Source organism: Blattabacterium cuenoti, assembly GCF_014252055.1.
Lineage (GTDB): Bacteria > Bacteroidota > Bacteroidia > Flavobacteriales > Blattabacteriaceae > Blattabacterium > Blattabacterium cuenoti_D.
Map to the genome: position 1 here is coordinate 539,262 of NZ_CP059208.1, position 21,549 is coordinate 560,810.

The 21,549-nt window shown below is 22.8% G+C and carries 20 protein-coding genes and 1 tRNA gene; 8 read left to right on the forward strand and 13 right to left on the reverse strand.

Annotation, left to right across the window (positions count from 1 at the left end):
* Window positions 1–4 precede the first annotated feature (4 nt).
* From H0H48_RS02675 to H0H48_RS02685, 3 genes are all read left to right on the forward strand, one after another.
* Entirely contained in the window at window positions 5–1,327 is a 1,323-nt protein-coding gene (locus tag H0H48_RS02675) for a UDP-N-acetylmuramoyl-tripeptide--D-alanyl-D-alanine ligase (RefSeq protein ID WP_185871022.1), read from the forward strand.
* A 71-nt stretch (window positions 1,328–1,398) separates the two neighbouring features.
* The gene (gene pdhA / locus H0H48_RS02680; protein ID WP_185871023.1) at window positions 1,399–2,409 is read left to right on the forward strand and encodes a pyruvate dehydrogenase (acetyl-transferring) E1 component subunit alpha; all 1,011 of its coding nucleotides are present in this window, start codon (window positions 1,399–1,401) and stop codon (window positions 2,407–2,409) included.
* 16 nt (window positions 2,410–2,425) lie between these two features.
* Window positions 2,426–3,595 carry a dihydrolipoamide acetyltransferase family protein gene (locus tag H0H48_RS02685; RefSeq protein ID WP_185871024.1) on the forward strand — a complete coding sequence of 390 codons (1,170 nt, stop codon included), beginning with the start codon at window positions 2,426–2,428 and terminating at the stop codon, window positions 3,593–3,595.
* On the opposite strand, the gene H0H48_RS02690 is transcribed toward H0H48_RS02685, so the two are convergent.
* Complete coding sequence (locus H0H48_RS02690) at window positions 3,582–4,295, reverse strand: TerC family protein (protein ID WP_185871025.1); 714 nt, start codon at window positions 4,293–4,295, stop codon at window positions 3,582–3,584. The genes H0H48_RS02685 and H0H48_RS02690 overlap by 14 nt on opposite strands.
* A gap of 17 nt (window positions 4,296–4,312) precedes the next feature.
* Complete coding sequence (locus tag H0H48_RS02695; RefSeq protein WP_185871026.1) at window positions 4,313–6,145, reverse strand: ABC transporter ATP-binding protein; 1,833 nt, start codon at window positions 6,143–6,145, stop codon at window positions 4,313–4,315.
* An 860-nt stretch (window positions 6,146–7,005) separates the two neighbouring features.
* Here H0H48_RS02695 and H0H48_RS02700 point away from each other — a divergent pair.
* Window positions 7,006–7,251: a Sec-independent protein translocase subunit TatA/TatB gene (locus H0H48_RS02700; protein ID WP_185871027.1), complete on the forward strand. Its 246-nt coding sequence runs from the start codon at window positions 7,006–7,008 to the stop codon at window positions 7,249–7,251.
* A 5-nt stretch (window positions 7,252–7,256) separates the two neighbouring features.
* Here H0H48_RS02700 and H0H48_RS02705 read toward each other — a convergent pair whose 3' ends face one another.
* From H0H48_RS02705 to H0H48_RS02715, 3 genes are read right to left on the reverse strand one after another with little or no spacing between them, the layout of a single operon-like run.
* Complete coding sequence (locus H0H48_RS02705; RefSeq protein ID WP_185871028.1) at window positions 7,257–9,386, reverse strand: SurA N-terminal domain-containing protein; 2,130 nt, start codon at window positions 9,384–9,386, stop codon at window positions 7,257–7,259.
* A 5-nt stretch (window positions 9,387–9,391) separates the two neighbouring features.
* On the reverse strand, window positions 9,392–10,660 hold the full coding sequence (locus tag H0H48_RS02710; protein WP_185871029.1) for a hemolysin family protein: 1,269 nt from the start codon (window positions 10,658–10,660) through the stop codon (window positions 9,392–9,394).
* 1 nt (window position 10,661) lies between these two features.
* A complete protein-coding gene (locus H0H48_RS02715; RefSeq protein ID WP_238785314.1) occupies window positions 10,662–11,153 on the reverse strand; it encodes a hypothetical protein in 492 nt (163 codons plus the stop codon).
* A gap of 75 nt (window positions 11,154–11,228) precedes the next feature.
* Here H0H48_RS02715 and H0H48_RS02720 point away from each other — a divergent pair.
* Window positions 11,229–11,301, forward strand: a tRNA-Phe gene (locus tag H0H48_RS02720).
* Between the two features lie 69 nt (window positions 11,302–11,370).
* On the opposite strand, the gene H0H48_RS02725 is transcribed toward H0H48_RS02720, so the two are convergent.
* Genes H0H48_RS02725 through H0H48_RS02735 form a run of 3 tightly spaced genes read right to left on the reverse strand, consistent with a single transcriptional unit; the run spans window position 11,371 to window position 15,601 of the window.
* A complete protein-coding gene (locus tag H0H48_RS02725; protein ID WP_185871030.1) occupies window positions 11,371–13,926 on the reverse strand; it encodes a BamA/OMP85 family outer membrane protein in 2,556 nt (851 codons plus the stop codon).
* Window positions 13,927–13,938: 12 nt separating this feature from the next.
* Complete coding sequence (locus H0H48_RS02730) at window positions 13,939–14,682, reverse strand: isoprenyl transferase (protein WP_185871385.1); 744 nt, start codon at window positions 14,680–14,682, stop codon at window positions 13,939–13,941.
* Between the two features lie 31 nt (window positions 14,683–14,713).
* The gene (locus tag H0H48_RS02735) at window positions 14,714–15,601 is read right to left on the reverse strand and encodes an NAD kinase (protein ID WP_185871031.1); all 888 of its coding nucleotides are present in this window, start codon (window positions 15,599–15,601) and stop codon (window positions 14,714–14,716) included.
* A gap of 123 nt (window positions 15,602–15,724) precedes the next feature.
* Between H0H48_RS02735 and H0H48_RS02740 the strand changes: the two genes are divergently transcribed.
* The 3 genes from H0H48_RS02740 to aroQ are packed head-to-tail and all read left to right on the forward strand — an operon-like array spanning window position 15,725 to window position 17,802.
* Window positions 15,725–16,648 (forward strand): mevalonate kinase family protein, encoded by a 924-nt coding sequence (locus H0H48_RS02740; protein WP_185871032.1) that lies wholly within the window; start codon window positions 15,725–15,727, stop codon window positions 16,646–16,648.
* A 10-nt stretch (window positions 16,649–16,658) separates the two neighbouring features.
* Window positions 16,659–17,399, forward strand: coding sequence for a pseudouridine synthase (locus H0H48_RS02745; protein WP_185871033.1), 741 nt, complete (start codon window positions 16,659–16,661; stop codon window positions 17,397–17,399).
* Window positions 17,374–17,802, forward strand: coding sequence for a type II 3-dehydroquinate dehydratase (gene aroQ / locus H0H48_RS02750; RefSeq protein WP_185871034.1), 429 nt, complete (start codon window positions 17,374–17,376; stop codon window positions 17,800–17,802). The genes H0H48_RS02745 and aroQ overlap by 26 nt, the downstream gene beginning before the upstream one ends.
* Here aroQ and yihA read toward each other — a convergent pair.
* Genes yihA through H0H48_RS02775 form a run of 5 tightly spaced genes read right to left on the reverse strand, consistent with a single transcriptional unit; the run spans window position 17,769 to window position 21,460 of the window.
* Window positions 17,769–18,395: a ribosome biogenesis GTP-binding protein YihA/YsxC gene (gene yihA / locus H0H48_RS02755; RefSeq protein ID WP_185871035.1), complete on the reverse strand. Its 627-nt coding sequence runs from the start codon at window positions 18,393–18,395 to the stop codon at window positions 17,769–17,771. The two genes, aroQ and yihA, sit on opposite strands and share 34 nt — an antisense overlap.
* On the reverse strand, window positions 18,370–19,161 hold the full coding sequence (locus H0H48_RS02760) for an alpha/beta fold hydrolase (RefSeq protein WP_185871036.1): 792 nt from the start codon (window positions 19,159–19,161) through the stop codon (window positions 18,370–18,372). Before H0H48_RS02760 ends, yihA begins: the two co-directional genes overlap by 26 nt.
* A gap of 26 nt (window positions 19,162–19,187) precedes the next feature.
* Window positions 19,188–19,922 (reverse strand): ribonuclease III family protein, encoded by a 735-nt coding sequence (locus H0H48_RS02765; RefSeq protein WP_185871037.1) that lies wholly within the window; start codon window positions 19,920–19,922, stop codon window positions 19,188–19,190.
* The gene (gene fabF, locus H0H48_RS02770) at window positions 19,912–21,171 is read right to left on the reverse strand and encodes a beta-ketoacyl-ACP synthase II (RefSeq protein WP_185871038.1); all 1,260 of its coding nucleotides are present in this window, start codon (window positions 21,169–21,171) and stop codon (window positions 19,912–19,914) included. The genes H0H48_RS02765 and fabF overlap by 11 nt, the downstream gene beginning before the upstream one ends.
* A 31-nt stretch (window positions 21,172–21,202) precedes the next feature.
* Window positions 21,203–21,460 (reverse strand): acyl carrier protein, encoded by a 258-nt coding sequence (locus tag H0H48_RS02775; RefSeq protein ID WP_185871039.1) that lies wholly within the window; start codon window positions 21,458–21,460, stop codon window positions 21,203–21,205.
* Window positions 21,461–21,549: the final 89 nt, after the last annotated feature.

The following is a 21,549-nucleotide window of genomic DNA, read 5'->3' on the forward strand; positions in this document are numbered from 1 at the left end:
TATAATGGATGACAAAAAAATACATAGCATATACAAATTATATATTACTTCTTCTGGAATAGAAATAAATAGCAAAAAAGTAAAAAAAAATTCTATTTTTATAGCTTTAAGAGGAAAAAATTTTGATGGGAATCAATTTGCTTCCGAAGCAATTTTAAATGGAGCAAAACTTGCTATAATTGATAATAAAAAATATTCTACTTTTTGTAAAAAAATAGTTCTTGTAAAGAATACGTTGTCTTTTTTACAAGAATTAGCAAAGTATCATAGAGATAAACTATGTTATATTCCTATTATTGCTATTACCGGAAGTAATGGAAAAACAACAACAAAGGAACTTATTAAAAATATCTTATCAAAAAAATATAAAAAAGTTCATTTTACTAAAAGTAATCTTAATAACCATATTGGCATTCCATTAACAATCTTATCCATGTCTAAAAAAACAGAAATAGCTGTAATAGAAATTGGAGCTAGTCACGAGAGTGAAATAGAAAAAATGTGTTCTATAATTAATCCTAATTATGGATATATCACTAATTTTGGAAAATCTCATTTAAAAGGATTTAAAAATATAAAAGGAGTTATCAGGGGAAAATTAGAATTGTATAAATTTCTAAAAGATAAAAATAAAATAGTATTTGTTAATGGGGATGATCCTATTCAACTTTCTAGAAGCACAGGAATAAAAAGGTATATTTTTTCTGAAAAAAGAATTAAAGAGTCTGATCTAAGAGTTAGATTTTTTTGTAAAAAAAGAGAAATAAAATCAATTTTATATATTAAAAATACTAAAATAATTTCTTCCTTAATAGGAAGTTATAATTTATATAACATAGCATCTGCCGTGACTATTGGAATTTATTTTAAAGTTCCTTTATATAAAATAAAGGAAGCAATAGAAGAATATATTCCTAATAATAAACGTTCTCAAATTATAATCAGAAAAAACATAAAAATAATTATAGATTGTTATAATGCAAATCCTAGTAGTATGATAGAAGCTTTGAACTTTTTAAATAATAAGATACAAGGTAAAAAAGGAGTAATACTAGGTGACATGTTAGAATTAGGTTCATTTTCTAAAAAAGAACATGAAAAAATAATTCTATTTTTAGAAAAAAGCAGTATAAATACTGCTTTTTTAATTGGAAAGATATTTTTTCATTCAAGTTTAATTTATTCTCATAAAATAAAAAAATTTGAATCTAAAATAGATTTTGTTGCATGGATAGTAAAGAACCCTATTCTTCCTAATGAAATAGATTATTTTCTTATCAAAGGATCTAGAAAAATGGCTCTAGAAAGTATTATTCATTTCATTTGATCTCATTATTCTTTGTAGATTTATCTCTTAAAGGTTAAATTTGCATAAGACTATTTCATAAATATTTTCTCATGAAAGAGATTACCACAAAAACTTACTTAAAGTGGTTTAGAGATATGTTTTTTTGGAGAAAATTTGAAGATAAATGCCGTTCTCTATACTTAAAAAAAAAAATTAGAGGGTTTTTACATTTGTACAATGGACAAGAAGCTGTACCTGCTGGTTTAACTCATGCAATGGATATGTCTAAAGATAAGATTATTACAGCTTATAGATGTCATATCCTTCCTATTTCAATGGGGGTAGATCCAAAAAAAATAATGGCAGAACTTTTCGGAAAAAAAACAGGAACCTCCCATGGAATGGGTGGATCTATGCATATTTTTAGTAAAGAACACCGATTTTATGGTGGACATGGAATTGTAGGGGGGCAAATTCCACTAGGAGCTGGAATAGCTTTTGCTGATAAATATTTTAATAGAGATTCAGTAACGATTACACTTATGGGTGACGGAGCTGTTCGACAAGGTTCCTTGCATGAAACATTTAATATGGCCATGATATGGAAACTTCCTGTAGTTTTTATATGCGAAAATAATAAATATGCTATGGGAACTTCTATTAAAAGAAGTAGTAATGTAGAAGATATTTATAAAATAGGATTAGCATATAGAATGCCATCTTATTCTGTTGACGGAATGGATCCTGAAAAAATTGCAAAAGCAACTTCTATTGCTATAGAAAGAGCTAGAAATGGGAAAGGATCTACATTTTTGGACATTAAAACATATAGATTTAGAGGCCACTCTATGTCGGATTCAGAATCATATCGTACTAAACATGAAGTATCTTTTTATAAAAAAAATGATCCAATATTAAAATTAAAATATTTTATCTTAAAAAATAAATGGGAAACTATAGAAAAATTAAATGTTATTGAAAATAAAGTTAAAAAAGATATAGACTATTGTGTTGAGTTCGCAGAAAAATCAGATTATCCTTCTTTAGATGAAATGTATGATGTTGTTTATAATGAAAAAAACTATCCTTTTATAGATAAGGAATTAAAATTTTCAAATTAAAAATTAAAAAAATATAATGGCAGAAATAATAACCATGCCCCAATTGAGTGATACAATGGAAGAGGGAACTGTAATAAAATGGAATAAAAAAATAGGAGATAAAGTTTTAGAAGGAGATATTTTAGCTGAAATAGAAACTGATAAAGCTACTCAAGATTTTGAAATAGATGTTAGTGGAGTTTTACTATTTATAGGTGTACATGAAGGTGAAAAAACACGTGTTAATGAAATATTAGCAATTATAGGAGAAGAAGGAGAAGATATTCATCATTTAATTCCTAAAAATAATAAAGATGATATCAATAATAATATTGAAGGTATTAGTTCTAATAAAAAAGAAAAGGTAGAAGAAATTGAGTATAAAAAAGATAGAATTTTTATTTCTCCTTTAGCAAGAAAAATGGCTAAAGAAATAGGTATTTCCATAAAAAATATAGAAGGGAGTGGAGAAAATGGTAGAATTATAAAAAAAGATATAGAATCATCTCATGATAATAAAAAATTTCAAAAAACTATATCTCATTCTTCTATGAGAAAGAAGATAGCATATCATTTATCTTTTTCTAAGTTTTCAGCACCTCATTATTATATATTTAATGAAATAGATGTAGATCAATTAATTGAATTTAGGAAAAAAATAAATGATAAACTTTCTATAGAAGAAAGAATTTCATTTAATGATATTATTATTAAAGCAGTAGCTAAAGCTTTAAATACACATCCTAATATGAATACTTCTTGGAAAGAAAAAGAAATAATATATTATTCTGATATAAATATTGGAGTAGCTGTTGCATTAGAAGATGGTTTAATAGTTCCAGTAATTAAAAATGCGGATAAAAAATCTTTATTACAAATATCCAAAGAAATTAAAGATAAAGTTTCACGTTCTAAATTAAGAAAAATACAAGCAGAAGAATTAGAAAATAGTACATTTACAGTTTCTAATTTAGGAATGTATGGAGTAGAATCTTTTACTTCTATTATAAATATCCCAAATTCATCAATCCTATCAATAGGATCGATTATAAAAAAACCAATAGTTAAAGATGATAAAATAGTTGTAGGATCTGTTATGAAAATCACATTATCATGTGATCATAGAATTATAGATGGTGCAAATGGAAGCTCTTATTTACTTTCTCTTAGAAAATTTTTAGAGGATCCTATTACTATTTTATTTTAAAAAAATTATTTTTTTTTATACAAGAAAATAAAATAGGATATGTAAATAAAAATAGAGTTAATAATGGAAATACTTTTTCTAAAAAATTAGATCTTATAAAAGAAGAAAATATAAGCTTTGCACCAAGTAAAATTATTACGTAAAAAGATGAATCTTTTAATTTAGGAAATTTTTCCATTAATTGAATAAAAAATTGAGAAATTAATCTTATAGATAAAATTCCTATAAAAACTCCAAAAAAAATTAAAATAAAATTTTCTGATAAAGCAACAGAAGCAAATATATTATCTATAGAAAAAAAAATATCCATTATTTCTATAAGAATAATAATTTTCCAAAAAGAATTTTCTTTTTTTAAACTTGATTTATTTATATTATATATAACGCTTTTTTTTTTAAAAAAATGACTTAATCCAATGAAAATTAGATAAAAACCTCCTATAGGTTTTAGCCACCATATTTTAATTAATAAAGACGCGAATAATAGACATATTCCTCTAAAAAAATAAGCTCCAATAATTCCATATTTTATAGCTTTTTTTCTATATTCTTCTTTTAACTGTATAATCATTGAAGCTATCATAGCTGCATTATCTATAGATAAAATACTTTCTATAAGAAAAAGATTTCCTACAATAGAAATGGATGATGTAGGATTATTTACTATTTCTGTAATAGATCTACTAATAAAATTATTCATTATTTCAATTTTTAACTTTAAAAATTTTGTAAATCTACTAACTTTCTATAAGTTCCTTTTTTCAACATCAAAGTATGATGTTTTCCTTGTTCTATAATCCTTCCTTTTTCCAAGACAATAATATGATCTGCATTATGTATTATACTTGAAGATAATCGATGGGCTATTATTAGAGAAGTTCTGTTTTTCATTATTTTATTTAAAGCTTTTTGAACTTCTATTTCTGACTCTTTGTCTAAAGAAGAAGTTGCTTCATCTAATATCATAATTGGAGAATTTTTTAATACAGCCCTAGCTATGCTAATTCTTTGCCTTTGTCCTAAAGACAATTTATTTCCATTATATCCAATAATAGTATCATATGCTTTTGGTAGTTTTTTTATAAAACAATGTGCATTTGCAATTTTAGCTGCTTCTATTACAGATTCTATAGGTATTTTTTTTTCTATTCCAAGTGTTATATTGTTAAATATAGAATCATTAAAAAGAACAGGTTCTTGAGTTACTATTCCTAACAATTTTTTATAATCTTTAGTTTTCAAGTATTTAATATCATCCCCATCAATAGTTATTTTTCCAGAAGAAACATCGTAAAAATTAGCTAATAAATTTACTATTGTTGATTTTCCACTTCCAGATCTTCCTAATAAAGCTATAGTTTTTCCTTTTTTTATAGAAAAATTAAGGTTTTTAACTAAAGGAACTTTATTATGATCGAAAGATACATTATGGAATAATATTTCATTATTAAAATGAGTGATAGATTTTGATTTTATTTTTTCATTAAAAAAACTTCTACTAATATTTAGTATTTCTACAATTCTTTTTACAGAAGCTTTTCCTTTTTGAATATTAGATATAGAATTTACTAAACTTTTTGCTGGATTAATTATTTGAAAAAATAATCCTACAAAAGGAATAAGTATTTCTGGAGCCATTTCTTTTTTTTCTAAAAATAACTTACCTCCATACCAAATTATTAAAATCATTGTAATAAATCCTAAAAATTCGCTAATAGGAGAAGTTAATTCTTTTTTTTTATTAACACGAGAAGATAGATTTTTTTGACATTCAGATACTTTTTCAAACCTTTTTTGGATTTCTTCTTCTGCATTAAAAATACTTATAATCTTTATGGAATTTAAAGTTTCTTCCATTACAGAAAATAATAAACCTAATTTATTTTGAGAATTCATTGCATCTTTTTTTAGACTATTTCCTATAATAGAAATAAAAGTTGCCATTAAAGGAAGTAATAAAAATGCAAATAATGTTAACTCATAGCTTATGAAAAAAAGTGCTAATAAATTAAATATAACCATAATAGGAGAGCTCATTAAATTAGCTATAGAATTAACAATAGTAATTTCCATTTCATTTATATCGTTAGATAATCTAGACATCAAATCTCCATTTCTTTTATTTGAAAAAAATATTAAAGGAGAGGATAAGACTTCCTTATGAAAATCATTCCTAATATCTCTAATAATAGAAGTTCGTATTTCTATAAGAAAATATTCAGCAAAATAACGAAATATATTTTTTATAAAAAAAAATATTATAATAAAAATACAAAATATAGCTAATGTATCTGTTTTACCATATTTAAAAGATAATATTTCTATATAATAATGAAAATATTTAATAATAAAATTCAAATAATTATTGAATGAGTTAAAAAATATTTTTTGATCTTCTTCTTTTGAATATTTTAAAAGTATCCTTAATACAGGAGAAATAGATATAATAGATATTACTGAAAATAAAGAATGTAATAAATTACATAATATATTAATGATATAATAACCTTTATAAGGTTTTGAATAAGATAAAATTTTTCCAAGTGCCATTCATTTAATTCTCTTATTTTTTTTAACAAAGGTAGTTAATAAATTTTATTTATTATTTTATCTTATTTGTTTAATAAATATTAAATTTTGTGTTTTTTTTATATTATATTATAATGTATATAGCTTATCGGTTAAAAAAACACTAAAAATATCCAATATTAGATCTGGTTTTTACATTTTTACAAATATAGTCTGCAAAAGAATATAATTATCTATTGCTAAAATTCAAAATTTTATTTTATTCATTTTCTATATTATAGAATAAATCAATTAAAAATAAGTAATAACGTATAAAAAAATCTAATTTTAAAAAATATAAGATACAAATGATATAGATGGAATTAAAAATATTTTACAAAAAAATAGGAATTTTATATTTTTTAGATTCTATTTTTAATAGAATAAAAATTTAGAGAAAATATAGAAATAGTTCTTGATTGATGATCTAATTTATTTATTAGCTAATATCAGATACTGTTCCTGTATTAAAAAAGTGTAAAAAAATAGTAGGGAATCAATGAAATGGATAAAATAAATATGTTAGATACTTCTCTTTTCTTAAGAAGAATCAAATCCTTATGTATTAAGTATTAAGAAATGTAGGAACTTATATTAGTTAGAATATCTTATGACATCCAGAATCTATTCAAAATAGAATTAATTATATCTAATTTATTGTTATATTTTTAGGTTAGTTTGGTTATTCTTTCTATTGAATGATTCGATTCGTTCTATGTAACAAAATAAATAAGTATAAGATAGAGAAAAGAATTTATTTATTATTCTTAGAATAACTTTATTTGTTATTTTTACTATATTTTATTTATAAGGAACTATCATAAATATAATAGAATTAAAAAATGAAAAATATTTTATTTATTAGTATTGAAGAAAGTTTCTTCATAATTTTTATTGCAGTAATTATTTTCGGTCCAAAAAAAATACCTGGTATAGCACGTGGATTAGGAGAAGGTATACGATATATAAAAATTTTAACAAATAAAATAAAAAATGAAATTATGCAAAATAATTACAAGATAAATACTAAGAAAGATAATAGTAAGAATAAAGATAAAAAAAAACCTAATTACTCTGTTAAGAGATAAAATATTTACATATTTTTTCTAAAATCTTTTATTTTAGATTTTTCTACTAAAATATTCCCTAATTTTTCAAGAAAATCTTTTCTTAATTCATTATTTAAAAACTCTATTTCAGAATATGAATAAGAAGGTTTTTGATTAAAATCATTATATTTTATAAGTTTTACAAAAAAAATTCCATTTTCTCCAAATAAAGGTTTAGAAGTTTTGTTCAATGATAAAGAAAAAATAGATCCTACTACTTTTGGTTCATTATAATGATCTATCATAGAATCATAAAAATTAACTTTACAAGATTTCCTTACTTTTTTAAAAAAATGAGATGCTATATTCTCTAAATTAATTTCCTTATTCATAGGTTTCATCATTTTAAACATAAATTTTTTCATTTTCTCATCGAAAATAAATGGAAAAAAATGGTCCTCCATTTTTTTTATTGAAATTCCTTTTTTTATAATATCAGATAAATAAGCAATTATATAATCCTTATTTTGAGTAATAAAAATTCTTTTATCTCCTTTTTTTCTTTTTCTATCAAAGCACCAATTAATTATTTCTTTATCTAATTCAGTATCTATACTATGAATATTCCATTGATTTTTTTTAATTTCTTCTAAAAATATTGTATCATATTTTTTTTTTCTTGCATTATTGATAAACAAATTCAAATTTGAATATTTATTTTCTTTCATAAAATGCATGACATTTTTATGAATTAAATTTCCTGTTTCTTTTGATGGAGTAAGAGTTTTTATAATTAAACCAAATTGATAAGCAAATTCAGGGTTTTTTTGATCATCTATTCTAATGATATGAAATCCAAATTTTGTTTCTGTAAATCCTATTGTTCCTTTTTTATTTTTTGAAGAAAAAATATCAAATGTTTGTATAGGATTTTGATTTTCATATTTTATCCATCCTAAACTTCCTTTGTTTTTCTTTACATTAATAAAATCATCAGATTTTTTAAATATTAATGAATTAAATTTATAAGGATTATTTTTAATTTCATTATATAAAGATTTAGCTATTTTTTCTGCTTCTTTTTTAGTTCTTTTATTTGAAGAACGTATTGCATTCTTATGCGAAATTAGAATATGACTAGATAAAACAGAATCGTATATCATTTTTTTTCCTGTTAATTTAGCAATAATATAAATATTATCTTCATTTACAGGTCCAAACATAGTCCCTACTTTAGGGTTTTTTTCTACAAAATATTGTAAAAATATAGGGAGGTGTTTTTTTATATAGAAATTTGAATCAAAAGGTTTTTCAGATTCATTAGAAACAATATCATAATTCTGATTAGAAGATTTTAATTTATTAAATAATTTCTTTATATCATATTCCATATTTTTTTTATCATTAAATGATGGAACAGACTTAAAGATAACAAAACTAAGATATCTTAAATCTTCTTTTCTATAAACTTTTTTTTGATTTTTAAAAAAATTACAAGTTTCCGATTTTTTTATCGGATATATATTATATTTTCTATCTATTTCTGAATAAGGAAGAAAAACATAATCAATAACTGAAAAAATATTTTTATTTCTATGATTTAATTCTGCTTCTACATTAGTAGGATTTAATCCATACATTAACATTTCTACATATTTTTTTGCGATAATTCTTTTCGGAATGCTCTTTTTTTCATATAACCATATATTTTTTTCGTCTTCCAACTGAGGGTTAGATATTTTAGAGTTTTTTTCTATATTTTCTATATATAATTGAAATTTGTTCATATCTATATTTCCTTTATCGTCATTAAAATCAATTAATTGGCTATATATAGATTGTTTTTCTACCGCTTTCCAGAATTCTTTATCTGTACTTTCTATCCCTAGTTTTATAGCTTGTTGATTTAACGATTTTTCATGGATTAATAGTTTCCAAGCTTCATTTTTTAGATTTAAATCAGTCTCACCTTGACGAAATCTTTTTAAAAATTGAAAACAATCAACATATTCTTTTAGATAAATATTCTCTCCATTTACTTTCCCTATAATATTAGGATTTTTAGAAAAAAAATTTAATAATATATTAGGATCTAATATAAAAGATATTAAAGATATTCCTGTAAATAATAGAATTAACCATGTTTTTTTTCTTATTTTCTCTAGAAAACTCATAATATTTAAATTTTTTTTCTAAGTAAAACTTCTTCTATTTTATTTTTAGATACCTTTTTTATTTCAATAAAAAAATTTTTATTGATTATAATATTTTCTCCTTTCTTTGGAATATTACCTGTATAGGTAACTATTAAACCCCCTAAAGTCTCATACTTTTCAGATTTTGGTAAATCTAAATTATATTTAGCATTAATAAAATTTATTTCTAAACGTGCAGAAAATAAAAATTCATTATCATTTAATTTTTTATCTAAAAAAATAATGTCGTCATGTTCATCTTTTATATCTCCAAGAAATTCTTCCAAAATATCTTCTATAGTTATCATTCCGGCTGTTCCTCCATATTCATCTAATACTATGGCTATACTCCTCTTTTTTTTAATTAAAAGATCCATTATTTCCATTACAGGAGTCGTAACATATACTAATTCTACAGTTCTAATTATGTCTTCTATCTTCCTTTGATTTTTTAAAAGTTCTAAATAATGTATATATCCTATAATATTATCTATATTATCTTTATAAATTATAATTTTAGATAATCCACTTTCTGTAAAAAGATTTCTAAAATTGTCAATAGAAGATGAAATAATATTATAAGATATTATTTCTTTACGAGGGACCATACATTCTCTTGCTTTTTTTTCATAAAAATTTAAGGCTCTATGGAAAATTTCAATTTCTGATTCTACAAATCCTTTTTCTTTAACTTCACTCTCTACATTTTCTGATACAAAATAAATTAAATCTTCTTTATCAAAAATTTTTTCCTTATTATTTTCTTTATCTCCTAAAAACTTTAAAAATACATTAGATATCCAAATAACAGAATTTGTAACTGGAGATAAAATTTTATACATAATGTATACGGGAACAATAAATAAATTTAATAGTTCATTTGAATATATACTGAATATTATTTTAGGAATAAATTCACCAATAATTAGAATAATTGTAGCAGATAAAATAGTTTCTAAAAACAAAATCCATAAATAGGAATTATCTAATAACTCTTTTGGAAAAAGAGAAAAGAATATTTTTCCCATATAAATACCATATACTACAAGTGATATAGTATTTCCAATTAACATTGTGCTTATAAATTTTTTAGACTCATTTATACTTTTAGAAAGAAGTTTAGAACGGAAAGATCCTTTTTCTTTCTCTAATTCTATTTGAAATAAACTAGAAGATGTTAAAGCCATTTCCATTCCAGAAAAAAAAGCAGATATTAATATAGTAATTAAAACTACAATAATATGAATAATCATATTATTTTATATATATAGTTCCACTAATATTTTTTAGTATTATTTTTTTAAAATCATCAGAAGCCTCTATTCCATTTTTTGCATGTAAAACTGTTCCATCAATACTAGATATAATTGTATATTTATCATTATATATTTTTTTCTTTTTTACATTCCAATATATTTCTTCTGTTTTTAGCATATAACCCTTAGGGTTTATAATTTTAATTTTTCCTTTAAGGTGATAGAAAGTTCTTTCTATTGATTTAACCCATTTAGCACTAATATAAGTATATTTATTGGTATTTTTTTTCTCATAAATGAATAATTCTAACCCATTTGGAAATATGGTATAAAAAGTATAATCTTTTATTATAGGAGAATAAATAAACAATTTTAATGAACCTTTTTCTTTTAATGAAATAGTTGTTTCAATAAAAATTTTATCAGGAATGTTTTCTTTATCTTTTTTTTTAAAAGAAAAATTTTTTTCTTTATTGCAAGATAATAACAAAATAAATATTAAAATAAAGATTTTTCGTTTAATTACTTATTCGTATTTTTGTTTTTTCAATAGACATTAGACATTGGTATCTTAGCTCAGTTGGTAGAGCAAAGGACTGAAAATCCTTGTGTCCCCGGTTCGATTCCGGGAGATACCACTTTCTTTGTATATGTGTATATGTGTATATGTATGTATATGAATTAAAAAATTTATTACATTTTTTGTATTATGAATCTTTCCCTATAATAAATTTTGTTTTCCATTTTGATTTAAAAGGTTTTTTATCAACTGAATCTATAGGAAATATGAAATCTACACCCAAAAATCCTATTGGATAACAAAAAGAACGAATCCCAAATCCAAAAGATTTATTCATTGATAAAGGATGAAATCCTCTATAAGAATTACTAATATTTCCTCCTTCTATAAATGAGGTAGTCCAAATGTTAAAATTTGGAATTTTATTTATTAAATAACGAATTTCTAAAATAATTTTATCATAAATAACTCCTCCGTTTTTTATTGAATCCTTTGAATTTTTTATTTCTGTTAAATAACCTCTTAATGGAATTATATTTATATCTTCCGACTTTAAGTTATTTGGAATTTCTCCCATGTAAAATTTTTGAAATGGATATAATTTATTTTTTTTACTTGTACCTAAACATCCAAATTCCCCTCCAATTTTTAATACCATATTTTTTATTATATTCTTATACCAAAGAGTATTGATTCTAAGTTTAGAATATTCTATCCAATCTATTTCTTTATTTTTATTAGAAACATCATTATTTTTATTTATGAAAATAGAATATGGAGGTGTAAATTCTATATCAAATTGTGTTTTTGATCCTTTTATAGGAAAAATAAAATTAGGTTTTATTGAAGTTCTTTGAAATGAAATTAAAGAACTAATATTTCTAAATATATGTTGGAGATGATAATCTGGCAATATTTCTTTTTTATATGAAGAAATATCATAATCTATTAAAAATGAAATTTTAGAATAAGGATCTAAAAATTTCAAAAATTTTTCTATTTGTATAGAACTTCTCTTTCTCTCTAATGTTTTTATTCCTCCAATTTTATCATTATCATTTTTTTGATACAAAAAAAAGGAATTATCATTATTTTTTATCTTTTTTAAAGAATATCTACTATATAATGTTAAAGACGCGGGATTAATTTTTCCAATCCAAGGTTCTGTAAAAGTAAATCCATAAGATGAAAAATCTCTCCCTAATTGACTAAATATTACTAATTTTTGATTTTCTCCTTGAGGAATAGGATTCCAATATCTCCAATTAAAAAAATTTTTCAAAGAAAAATTGTTAAAATTTATTCTAAAATCTCCAATAAATTTTTTGATATTTTTTCCATCAAAACCTCCATTAAATTGTATTTCATTAGTATTTTTTTCTACGATACACCATTCTATATTTACTGAATTTTTTCTTTCATTTGTTATATAAATTTTTGGATAAACCTTGTTAAATAGGTTTAAATTTTCCAAATTAAATAAACTTTTTTTTATATTTTTATTAGAAAAAAGTTCTCCTTCATGAGTAGTTAACTCTCTTTTTATAACATGATCTTTAGTAATTGAATTTCCAGATATTTTTACATTATGTATGTACACAGGGTTATTTTCCTCTATTTGTATTTCTAAATAAATTTTATTATTTATTATCCTTTCTATAGGTTTTATCTTAACGTACAAAAACCCTGAATTTAAATATTCATATAAAATACTTGGATTTATTTTATCTAATATTTTCTTTTTAATATTTATTAGATCATAAACATCTCCTTCTTTATAAAAAAAAATATCCTTTAATCTATTTGTATTTATATTTTTGTTTCCGATGAATTTAACATTTCCGATAAAATATTTATCTCCTTCAATAATTTTTATTTTTATACTATAATATCCAGAACTTTCTTTCCATACTGAATCAAGAAAAACTTGTACATCTATAAAACCCATCGATTTATATTTATCGATAATACTTTTTATGTCTTCTTGTATATTTTTTTCAACAAAAACATAAATTGATTTATCTATTATTGGAATATAAAAATTATTCTTAATTTTTTTCATAAACTCGAATAGTTGTTCCCTACTCATTTCTTTATTTCCCTCAAATAATATTTCTTTTATTCCAATTTTTTCCCCTTTGTTTACATCAATAAATAAAATATTTTTTCCATTTTCTGTAATTATTTTGCATTTTATACTAATTTCATGATATCCTTTATTTTTAAAATATTCATTAATTTCATTTTTAATATTTTGAATAAAATTGTTGGAAATCTTATTTTTATATTTAATGTTTCTAAGTATAGGAAATTCATTAATTATTATTCCATTTGTTTTTATTTTATCTATTTCTATTAGATCTTCTAACTCAAAATAGATATCTATATTATTTTTTAATACATGTTTCTTATAAATAGTAATATTTTGAAATAAATTACTTTTCCACAATTTTTTTATTATTTTATTGATTTCATTATCAGATATATTAATAAAATTTCCGGAATATAAATTGGATAATTTAGAAATAAAATTACTATCATATTTTGTTTTTCCAATAACATGTATATTTCTTATTTTGAATAAATAATTATTTTCATTTCTAATAAAAGAATAATTATCTAAATTATCTGAACGATAAATATTATATTTCTTTTTTGAAAGTGAAATAGAATAACTTTTTTCTTGCAGAATTTGTATTATTATTAATAAATAAAAAATGCTGATAAAAATATTTTTTTTCATAAATACAGGAAATTATTTTATGTTTCCAAAACGACGTTTCCTTTTTTGATAATTTATTATAGCTTTATAAAAATCTTTTTTTCTAAAATCAGGCCATAAAATATTAGTGAAATACAATTCAGCATAAGCAGATTGCCAAAGTAAAAAATTGCTAATTCGTTTTTCTCCACTTGTTCTTATAATTAAATCTACATCTGGTAAATCTTTGGTATACAAATGATTTCTAAAAAAAAATTCATCTATATTTTTTAATAAAATTTCATTTTCACATACCTTTTTTGCTATACTTTTCGTAGCTCTTAAAATCTCTTCTCTAGACCCATAACTTAATGCTAATATCAAAGTTCCAGATCTATTATGTTCTGTTTTTTTTATAAAAAAAAGTAACTCTTTTTGAATAAGTCTAGAAAATTTTTCTATTTCTCCTATGATAATGATTTTCACATCTTTTTCATGAATTTCCTCTAAATTAATTCTTAAATTAACATAAAGCAACTTCATTAAGTTTTCTATTTCTTTTTTTGGTCTGTTCCAATTTTCTGATGAAAAAACATACAAAGTTACATAAGGAATACTTAATTCTCTACATACACTTATAGTCTCCTTTACTGATTCTATTGCTTTTTCATGTCCAAATGTTCTAAATTTTCCTCTTTTTTCAGCCCAACGACCGTTTCCATCCATAATAATAGCTACATGGTTAGGAATTTTATTATAGTCTATTTTTTTTAATAAATTTTCTTCTAATTCTATCATCATAAATATATATTAAATAAAAAATATAAACTTAATTTCTCTTATCTATCCCCCATAAAAGTTTTTCCCGTAAAGTTTTATAATATGTATTTTCTCCTTCTTGAAGAAGATATATATAAAAAGGTGCTTTTTTAATATAAAGTTCATTTTCTTGGCTCATGGAAATAAGTCGAGTATCCATAGATAAGGAATAAGATTTCACACGACTATGTATTTTCAAATGAACATTTTGTTGATCTGATATGATTAATGGACGAGAAAATAAATTATGTGGAGAAATAGGAGTAAGAACAAAATTTTTATTATCAGGGCTTATTATAGGACCACCACAGCTTAAAGAATATCCGGTAGACCCTGTAGGAGTTGAAATAATTAATCCATCTGCCCAATAAGATGTTAAAAATTCGTTATTAATATAAGCATCTATAGTAATCATGGATACTGTTTCTTTACGAAAAATAACTATTTCATTCAATGCAAAATTAAAAAATTTTTTATTATTTTTTTTTATCGAAGTTTCTAGCCACAACAAACTTCTTTGCATTAAAAGCAATTTTTTATTGAAAATCTGATCTATTTTTTTTACGAAAACATCTTTATTAAAAGATGCTAAAAATCCTAAATTTCCTGTATTTACTCCAACTATTGGAATACCAGAATCTCTGATCAGAGTAATGGCTGATAATATAGTCCCATCTCCTCCAAAAGTAAACATTAGACTGAAATCTTTAGTCAATTCCTTATGATGAGAAAAAACAGGAAAATTTAGATTTTTTAGTTCTTCAAAAGAGTTTAAAATATTTAAAAAAGATTTTTCAATATATATATCTATTGAGTTATTCGATGCATAACCTATGAACTGATTTAAGTAAGGGATATTTTTTTTTCCAAATTTCTGTCCATATAAGGCTATTTTCATCTTCATTTATTTTATAGTAAGAAAAAAATCTAAATTTTTGTAGAAATATATGAAAAAAAGATTAATTTAGTTTCCATTAAGTTTTTTTTTTAAGAAATACTTTTAAATATTTAAGGAAAAAAAATGAGAAAAAAATTTTTTCCTGCAAAAATACTTCTGTTCGGAGAGTATGGTGTAATGGAAAATTCTGTAGGAATTTCCGTCCCTCATAATTTTTATACAGGATCTTTAGAATTTCATACAAAATTTAATAAAGAAATTCTATATTCTAATTATGAAATAAAAAAATATTATAGTTTTTTATCGATTATAGAAAAAAAAAGAAAAAATTTAATAAAATTGAATTTAAAAAATTTTTATGAAGATTTACGAAAAGGAATTTTTTTTCATTCAAATATTCCTCAAGGGTATGGAATAGGCAGTTCTGGAGCATTAATAGCTGCTATTTATGATAGATATGCAAAAAAAAAATTAAAAAAATGTTTAAAACATGCAATAATCTTAAAAAAGATATTTAGCCATATGGAATCTTTTTTTCATGGAAAAAGTTCTGGAATTGATCCTCTAATTTGTTATTTAAATATTCCTCTACTTATTCGTTCAAAAACAAATATTACTACAATAAAACTACCAAATAATAATAAAGAAAAAATAACTATTTTCTTATTAAATTCTGGATTTCCGAGTAAAACATTTTCCATGACAAAATTTTTTCTTGGAAAGTTAAAAGATAATAATTTTAGAAAAATTTTAAAATCTGAATTTATGATGTATAATGAAAAATGCGTAGAATCTTTCCTTAAAAAGGATTTTGAATTTTTATTAAAAAATGTAAAAAATATTTCCACTTGGATTTTCAATAATCTTCGTCCTATGATTCCAAAAACACTTTGGAAAATATGGGAAGAAGGTATTTTAAACAATAGATATTATTTAAAATTATGTGGTTCTGGAGGTGGAGGATTTATATTAGGTTTTACTTCAAATTATGAAATATTAAAAAATCAATTAAGAAAATATGCAACTGAAGTTGTATTTCATTTCTAAAAAAAAAATAATGTCTAAAAAAATAAGATTAAATCATTATTTATCCAATGCTGGTATTTCTTCTAGAAGAAAAGCAGAGGAATTAATTCAATCAGGTACCGTAGAAATTAATGGAACTCCTGTTTTAAAACTAGGAAGTTTAGTTGATATAAATGATATTGTAAAATACAATGGAAAAATTATTAAGAATAATAATAATAAAATATATATACTACTAAATAAACCTAAAAATTGTATTTGCTCTACAAAAGATCAATTTAATAGAAAAACAGTGATAGATTTAATACCAAAAATACATAGACTTTTTCCTATAGGAAGATTAGATTATTCAACTACAGGAGTTTTACTTATTACAAATGATGGATTTCTTACCGAAAAATTAACTCATCCAAAATTTCATGTAAAAAAAATCTATCACGTTTATTTAGATAAAGAAATTAATAGCAAAGATTTAGATGAAATAAGAAAAGGAAAAATTTATTTAAAAGAAGGAAAAGTTAAAGTTTCTTTCATAAAAAAAAGTTTTCAAAAAAATCAAGTAGAAATAGGATTATCCATAGGATGGAATAGAATCATTAAACGAATTTTTAAAAAATTGAATTATAGAGTTAATCATTTAGACAGAATAAATTTCGCTGGATTTCATAAAAAAAACCTTAAAATAGGAAAATGGTGTTTTTTAGATGAAAAAATAGTTAATAAAATAGTTGAAAAAAATTTTTTTTATGAAAAAAAAGATAAGCATAATTAATGGACCAAATTTAAATCTTTTAGGAAAAAGAGAAAAAAAAATATATGGTCATAAAAGTTTCACTGATTTTCTAAAAGAATTAAAGAAAAAAGAATTATTCTCTAATATAGAAATTAATTATTATCAGAATAATAGTGAAGGAAAAATTATAGACATATTACATGATATAGGTTTTTATTGTGACGGAATTATTATAAATGCAGGTGCATATACTCATACTTCTATAGGTATAGCTGATGCTATAAAATCAATAATCTCTCCAGTTATTGAAATTCATATTTCAAATATTCATTCTAGAGAATCCTTTAGAAAAACATCATATTTATCATCTGTTTGTAAAGGTACCATATTTGGTTTTGGATTAAGATCCTATGAACTAGGAATAATTAGTTTTTGTTTATAAACCAATAATTGTTCTTCCATATATCTGATTATATTTTTTCTTCCATATTTTTTTTTAACAGAAACTTTAAACCAAATAGGAATAGATAACTTATTTTTTTTAATTTCATTTATATAACAAAATATATTTTTATCAACAGTTAGGCTGCTTGTTTTATCTATTTTTGTAAAAACAACACAAAAATTTATTTTTTTATTATTTAATTTTTTAATCAAATCAAAATCATTTTTCTGAATAAAAAGTCTAGAATCTATTAATAAAAATAAAGAAACAATTTTTTTTCGAAAAAATATGTAATTATCTACTAATTTTTTAATATTATCAACATCAATTTTTCTTCTTGAAGAATACCCATACCCTGGTAAATCTATTAAGTACCATTTGTTATTGATTAGAAAAAAATTAATATATCGTGTACTACCTAAATAAGAAGAAACATTAGCAACATTTTTATTGACTATATAATTTATTAAACTAGATTTACCGACATTAGAACGTCCAAAAAAAGCATATTCTGGAAATATACTATCATTATTATGATATTGATTTATATCTACTATGCTTTTTTTAAATTTTACAGAAGTAATTTTCATGATTAAAATCAAATTTAGATAACCATTTTTCTAAAATATTTATGAATATTTTAGGATGTTCCATCATAGGAACGTGACCACATTTATCTATCCAATATAATTCCGAATGTGGAAGTAATCTATGAAATTCCTCAGCTATCTCTGGAGGAGTAACATGATCTTGTTTTCCCCAAATAAGACAAATGGGTTGTTTTATTACGGATAAATCTTTAGACATATTATATTTCATAGCACTTTTTGCAATATATAAAATTTTCATTCCTTTTTTTCTGTCATTTACAATATGAAAAACTTCATCAACTAATTCTTTAGTTGCTATTTTTGGATCATAAAATACTTCTTGTGATTTTTTTCTGATATATTCATAATCTTCCCTTTTTGGAAAAGCATCTCCAAAAGCTTTTTCAAATAAACCTGAGCTTCCTGTTAAAACTAGAGAATGTACTAAATCTATTCTTTTTTTTGCTATAATTAAAGCAAGATGTCCTCCAAGAGAGTTTCCTATTAAAGTAGCTTTTTTAATTCCTATTTCCATTAGAAATTGAATTACGTATTTAGATAAATTAGAAATATTAGTCAAAAATAAAGGCATATTATAAATAGGTAATGAAGGAATAATTACTTTATAACCTTTTTTAGGAAAAAAATCTAATAAAGCTTGAAAATTACTTAAGCCCCCCATAAGTCCATGAAGCAATATTAAAGGATGACCTTCTCCTTCTTTTATATGAGGAAATTTTTTTTCTTTATTAAAAAAATTAAGCATGAAGTTAAAATTTTCAAATTTTTCATTTACTTTTTTTTGTTCGATTCCTTAATAAGAATATAAGCTTCTTTTGAGGCCATTTCTTCAGATTTTTTTTTTGAGGGACCTCTTCCTTCTGTTTTTATTTTATGTTCTGTAATCTTAAGTTTAGATAAATAAGTAACTTTATTTTTATTTTTATATTCTTTTTCTAAAAAAGTTTTAAAATTGATAATAATTTTATTCTTCTGAGCCCATTCAATTATCCAAACTTTATAACTAGAAATTTCATTTTGAAGTTTTTCTATACTTACATGAGTTTGCATTATTTTATTTATAAAATGCTTACAACCTTCATAACCTATATCTAAATAAATAAATCCTATTAAAACCTCAAGTGTATTTCCCAAAATATTATCTGATATAAGATTCTTTTCCAAAAAAAGATCTGTAAGAATTAATTTCTTAGACAATTCATTTAAATTTTTTCTGCATACGATTTTAGATCGTATTTGAGTTAACTCTCCTTCTTTTTTTTCAGGTAGTTGTTCATATAAAAAATGTGATACTATAGTATTTAATACAGCATCTCCTAAAAATTCTAATCTTTGAAAATGAATAGAGTTCATTTTCTTGTGATTAATATCTTTTGCAGGAAAACTATATATAAGTACTTCTTTTAAAAAGTTTGTATTTCTTGGTTTAAATCCTAATATTTTACTTAATCTTTTAACTAAAATAGAAGAAAATTTTTCATTGTTACTATTATTATCAGATAACATCTATTTTCTTAAATAAAATACAAACATTATGACCACCAAATCCAAAAGTATTAGATATACTAATCTTTACTTCTCTATTTATGGATTTATTTGGAATAAAATTAATTTTTGGATCTATATTTTTGTCTATATGAAATAAATTAATAGTTGGAGGTATTTTTTTTTTTGTTAAAGGGAGTATAGTCGCTATTGCTTCTATTGCACCAGCGGCACCCAATAAATGACCAGTCATAGATTTTGTAGAATTAATATCTATATTATAAATGTTTTCATTGAATACTTTTTTGAGGGCTTTTACTTCTGCAAGATCTCCTAATTTTGTAGAAGTACCATGAGTATTAATATGATCAACTTCTTCACATTTTATTCCAGCATCTTTTATGGCCTCTTTAAGAGCTAAAATAATTCCTTTTCCCTCAGGATGAGGGGTAGTAATATGATAAGCATCTCCAGACATTCCTACTCCTCCTATTTCTCCATATATATTTGCTCCTCTATCTATAGCATGTTTATATTCCTCAAGAATAAGACAGCCTGCACCTTCCCCTAAAACAAACCCATCTCTATTTTCATCAAAAGGACGGGATGCCGTTTTATAATCTTTATTTCTGGTAGATAAAGCATGTAAAGCGTTAAAACCTCCTACTCCACTTTCTGTAATAGCAGCTTCAGAACCTCCAGTAACCATAATATCTGCTTTTCCTAAACAAATTAAATGATAAGCGTCTACAATAGCATTAGAAGAAGATGCACATGCAGAAACGGTAGCATAATTTGGGCCGTGAATTCCATAATTCATAGAAATAAACCCTGCAGTAATATCTATAAGCATTTTTGGAATAAAAAATGGACTAAATCTAGGATATCGGTTTCCAGAAAAATAATCTAAAATAGATTTTTCTAAATTCAATAAACCACCAATTCCAGAAGCCCAAATCACTCCAATTCTTTCTCTTTTTTCTTTAGAAAAATTAATTCCACTATTTTTTATAGCCTCCTCAGAGGCTATAATTCCGTATTGAGCACAAGGATCTAATTTTTTTATTTCTTTTTTACTAAAAAAAATAGTTGGATCATAATCTTTTAATTCACAAGCAAATTTTGTTTTGTATTTACTGGTATCAAAATAAGTAATAGGTGCAGTTCCATTTTTTCCGCTAATAAGAGAAATCCAATATTCTTTAATATTATTACCTATCGGAGTAATACTACCAAGCCCTGTAATAACTACCCTTTTTAATTTCTCCATAGTTCCATACAATCAGTTATTATTTATTTAGTTATTTAACATCATTTTTCTTCATTGATAAAATATCTTCTACAGCTTGTATGGCTTCTCCTACTGTTGTTATTTTTTCTGCTTTTTCATCAGAAATACTAATGTTAAATTCTTTTTCAAATTCCATTATAAGTTCCACTATATCTAGTGAATCTGCACCTAAATCATTAGTAAAACTTGCAGTAGGAATAACATCCCCTTCTTCTACACTTAATTTTTCTACGATAAGAGCATTAACTCTAGATGCTATATCAGACATAGGTTATATTTTTTTTTATGATACAAAATTAGTAAACTTTTATAAATCATACATACATTTGTTTTTATATAGTAGAATAGAATAATAAT

Coding starts and splice junctions, on each gene's coding strand:
- H0H48_RS02675 (WP_185871022.1), top strand. CDS start 5: ATGGATGACAAAAAAATACATAGCATATACAAATTATATATTACTTCT.
- pdhA (WP_185871023.1), top strand. CDS start 1,399: ATGAAAGAGATTACCACAAAAACTTACTTAAAGTGGTTTAGAGATATG.
- H0H48_RS02685 (WP_185871024.1), top strand. CDS start 2,426: ATGGCAGAAATAATAACCATGCCCCAATTGAGTGATACAATGGAAGAG.
- H0H48_RS02690 (WP_185871025.1), bottom strand. CDS start 4,295: ATGAATAATTTTATTAGTAGATCTATTACAGAAATAGTAAATAATCCT.
- H0H48_RS02695 (WP_185871026.1), bottom strand. CDS start 6,145: ATGGCACTTGGAAAAATTTTATCTTATTCAAAACCTTATAAAGGTTAT.
- H0H48_RS02700 (WP_185871027.1), top strand. CDS start 7,006: ATGAAAAATATTTTATTTATTAGTATTGAAGAAAGTTTCTTCATAATT.
- H0H48_RS02705 (WP_185871028.1), bottom strand. CDS start 9,386: ATGAGTTTTCTAGAGAAAATAAGAAAAAAAACATGGTTAATTCTATTA.
- H0H48_RS02710 (WP_185871029.1), bottom strand. CDS start 10,660: ATGATTATTCATATTATTGTAGTTTTAATTACTATATTAATATCTGCT.
- H0H48_RS02725 (WP_185871030.1), bottom strand. CDS start 13,926: ATGAAAAAAAATATTTTTATCAGCATTTTTTATTTATTAATAATAATA.
- H0H48_RS02730 (WP_185871385.1), bottom strand. CDS start 14,682: ATGATAGAATTAGAAGAAAATTTATTAAAAAAAATAGACTATAATAAA.
- H0H48_RS02735 (WP_185871031.1), bottom strand. CDS start 15,601: ATGAAAATAGCCTTATATGGACAGAAATTTGGAAAAAAAAATATCCCT.
- H0H48_RS02740 (WP_185871032.1), top strand. CDS start 15,725: ATGAGAAAAAAATTTTTTCCTGCAAAAATACTTCTGTTCGGAGAGTAT.
- H0H48_RS02745 (WP_185871033.1), top strand. CDS start 16,659: ATGTCTAAAAAAATAAGATTAAATCATTATTTATCCAATGCTGGTATT.
- aroQ (WP_185871034.1), top strand. CDS start 17,374: ATGAAAAAAAAGATAAGCATAATTAATGGACCAAATTTAAATCTTTTA.
- yihA (WP_185871035.1), bottom strand. CDS start 18,395: ATGAAAATTACTTCTGTAAAATTTAAAAAAAGCATAGTAGATATAAAT.
- H0H48_RS02760 (WP_185871036.1), bottom strand. CDS start 19,161: ATGCTTAATTTTTTTAATAAAGAAAAAAAATTTCCTCATATAAAAGAA.
- H0H48_RS02765 (WP_185871037.1), bottom strand. CDS start 19,922: ATGTTATCTGATAATAATAGTAACAATGAAAAATTTTCTTCTATTTTA.
- fabF (WP_185871038.1), bottom strand. CDS start 21,171: ATGGAGAAATTAAAAAGGGTAGTTATTACAGGGCTTGGTAGTATTACT.
- H0H48_RS02775 (WP_185871039.1), bottom strand. CDS start 21,460: ATGTCTGATATAGCATCTAGAGTTAATGCTCTTATCGTAGAAAAATTA.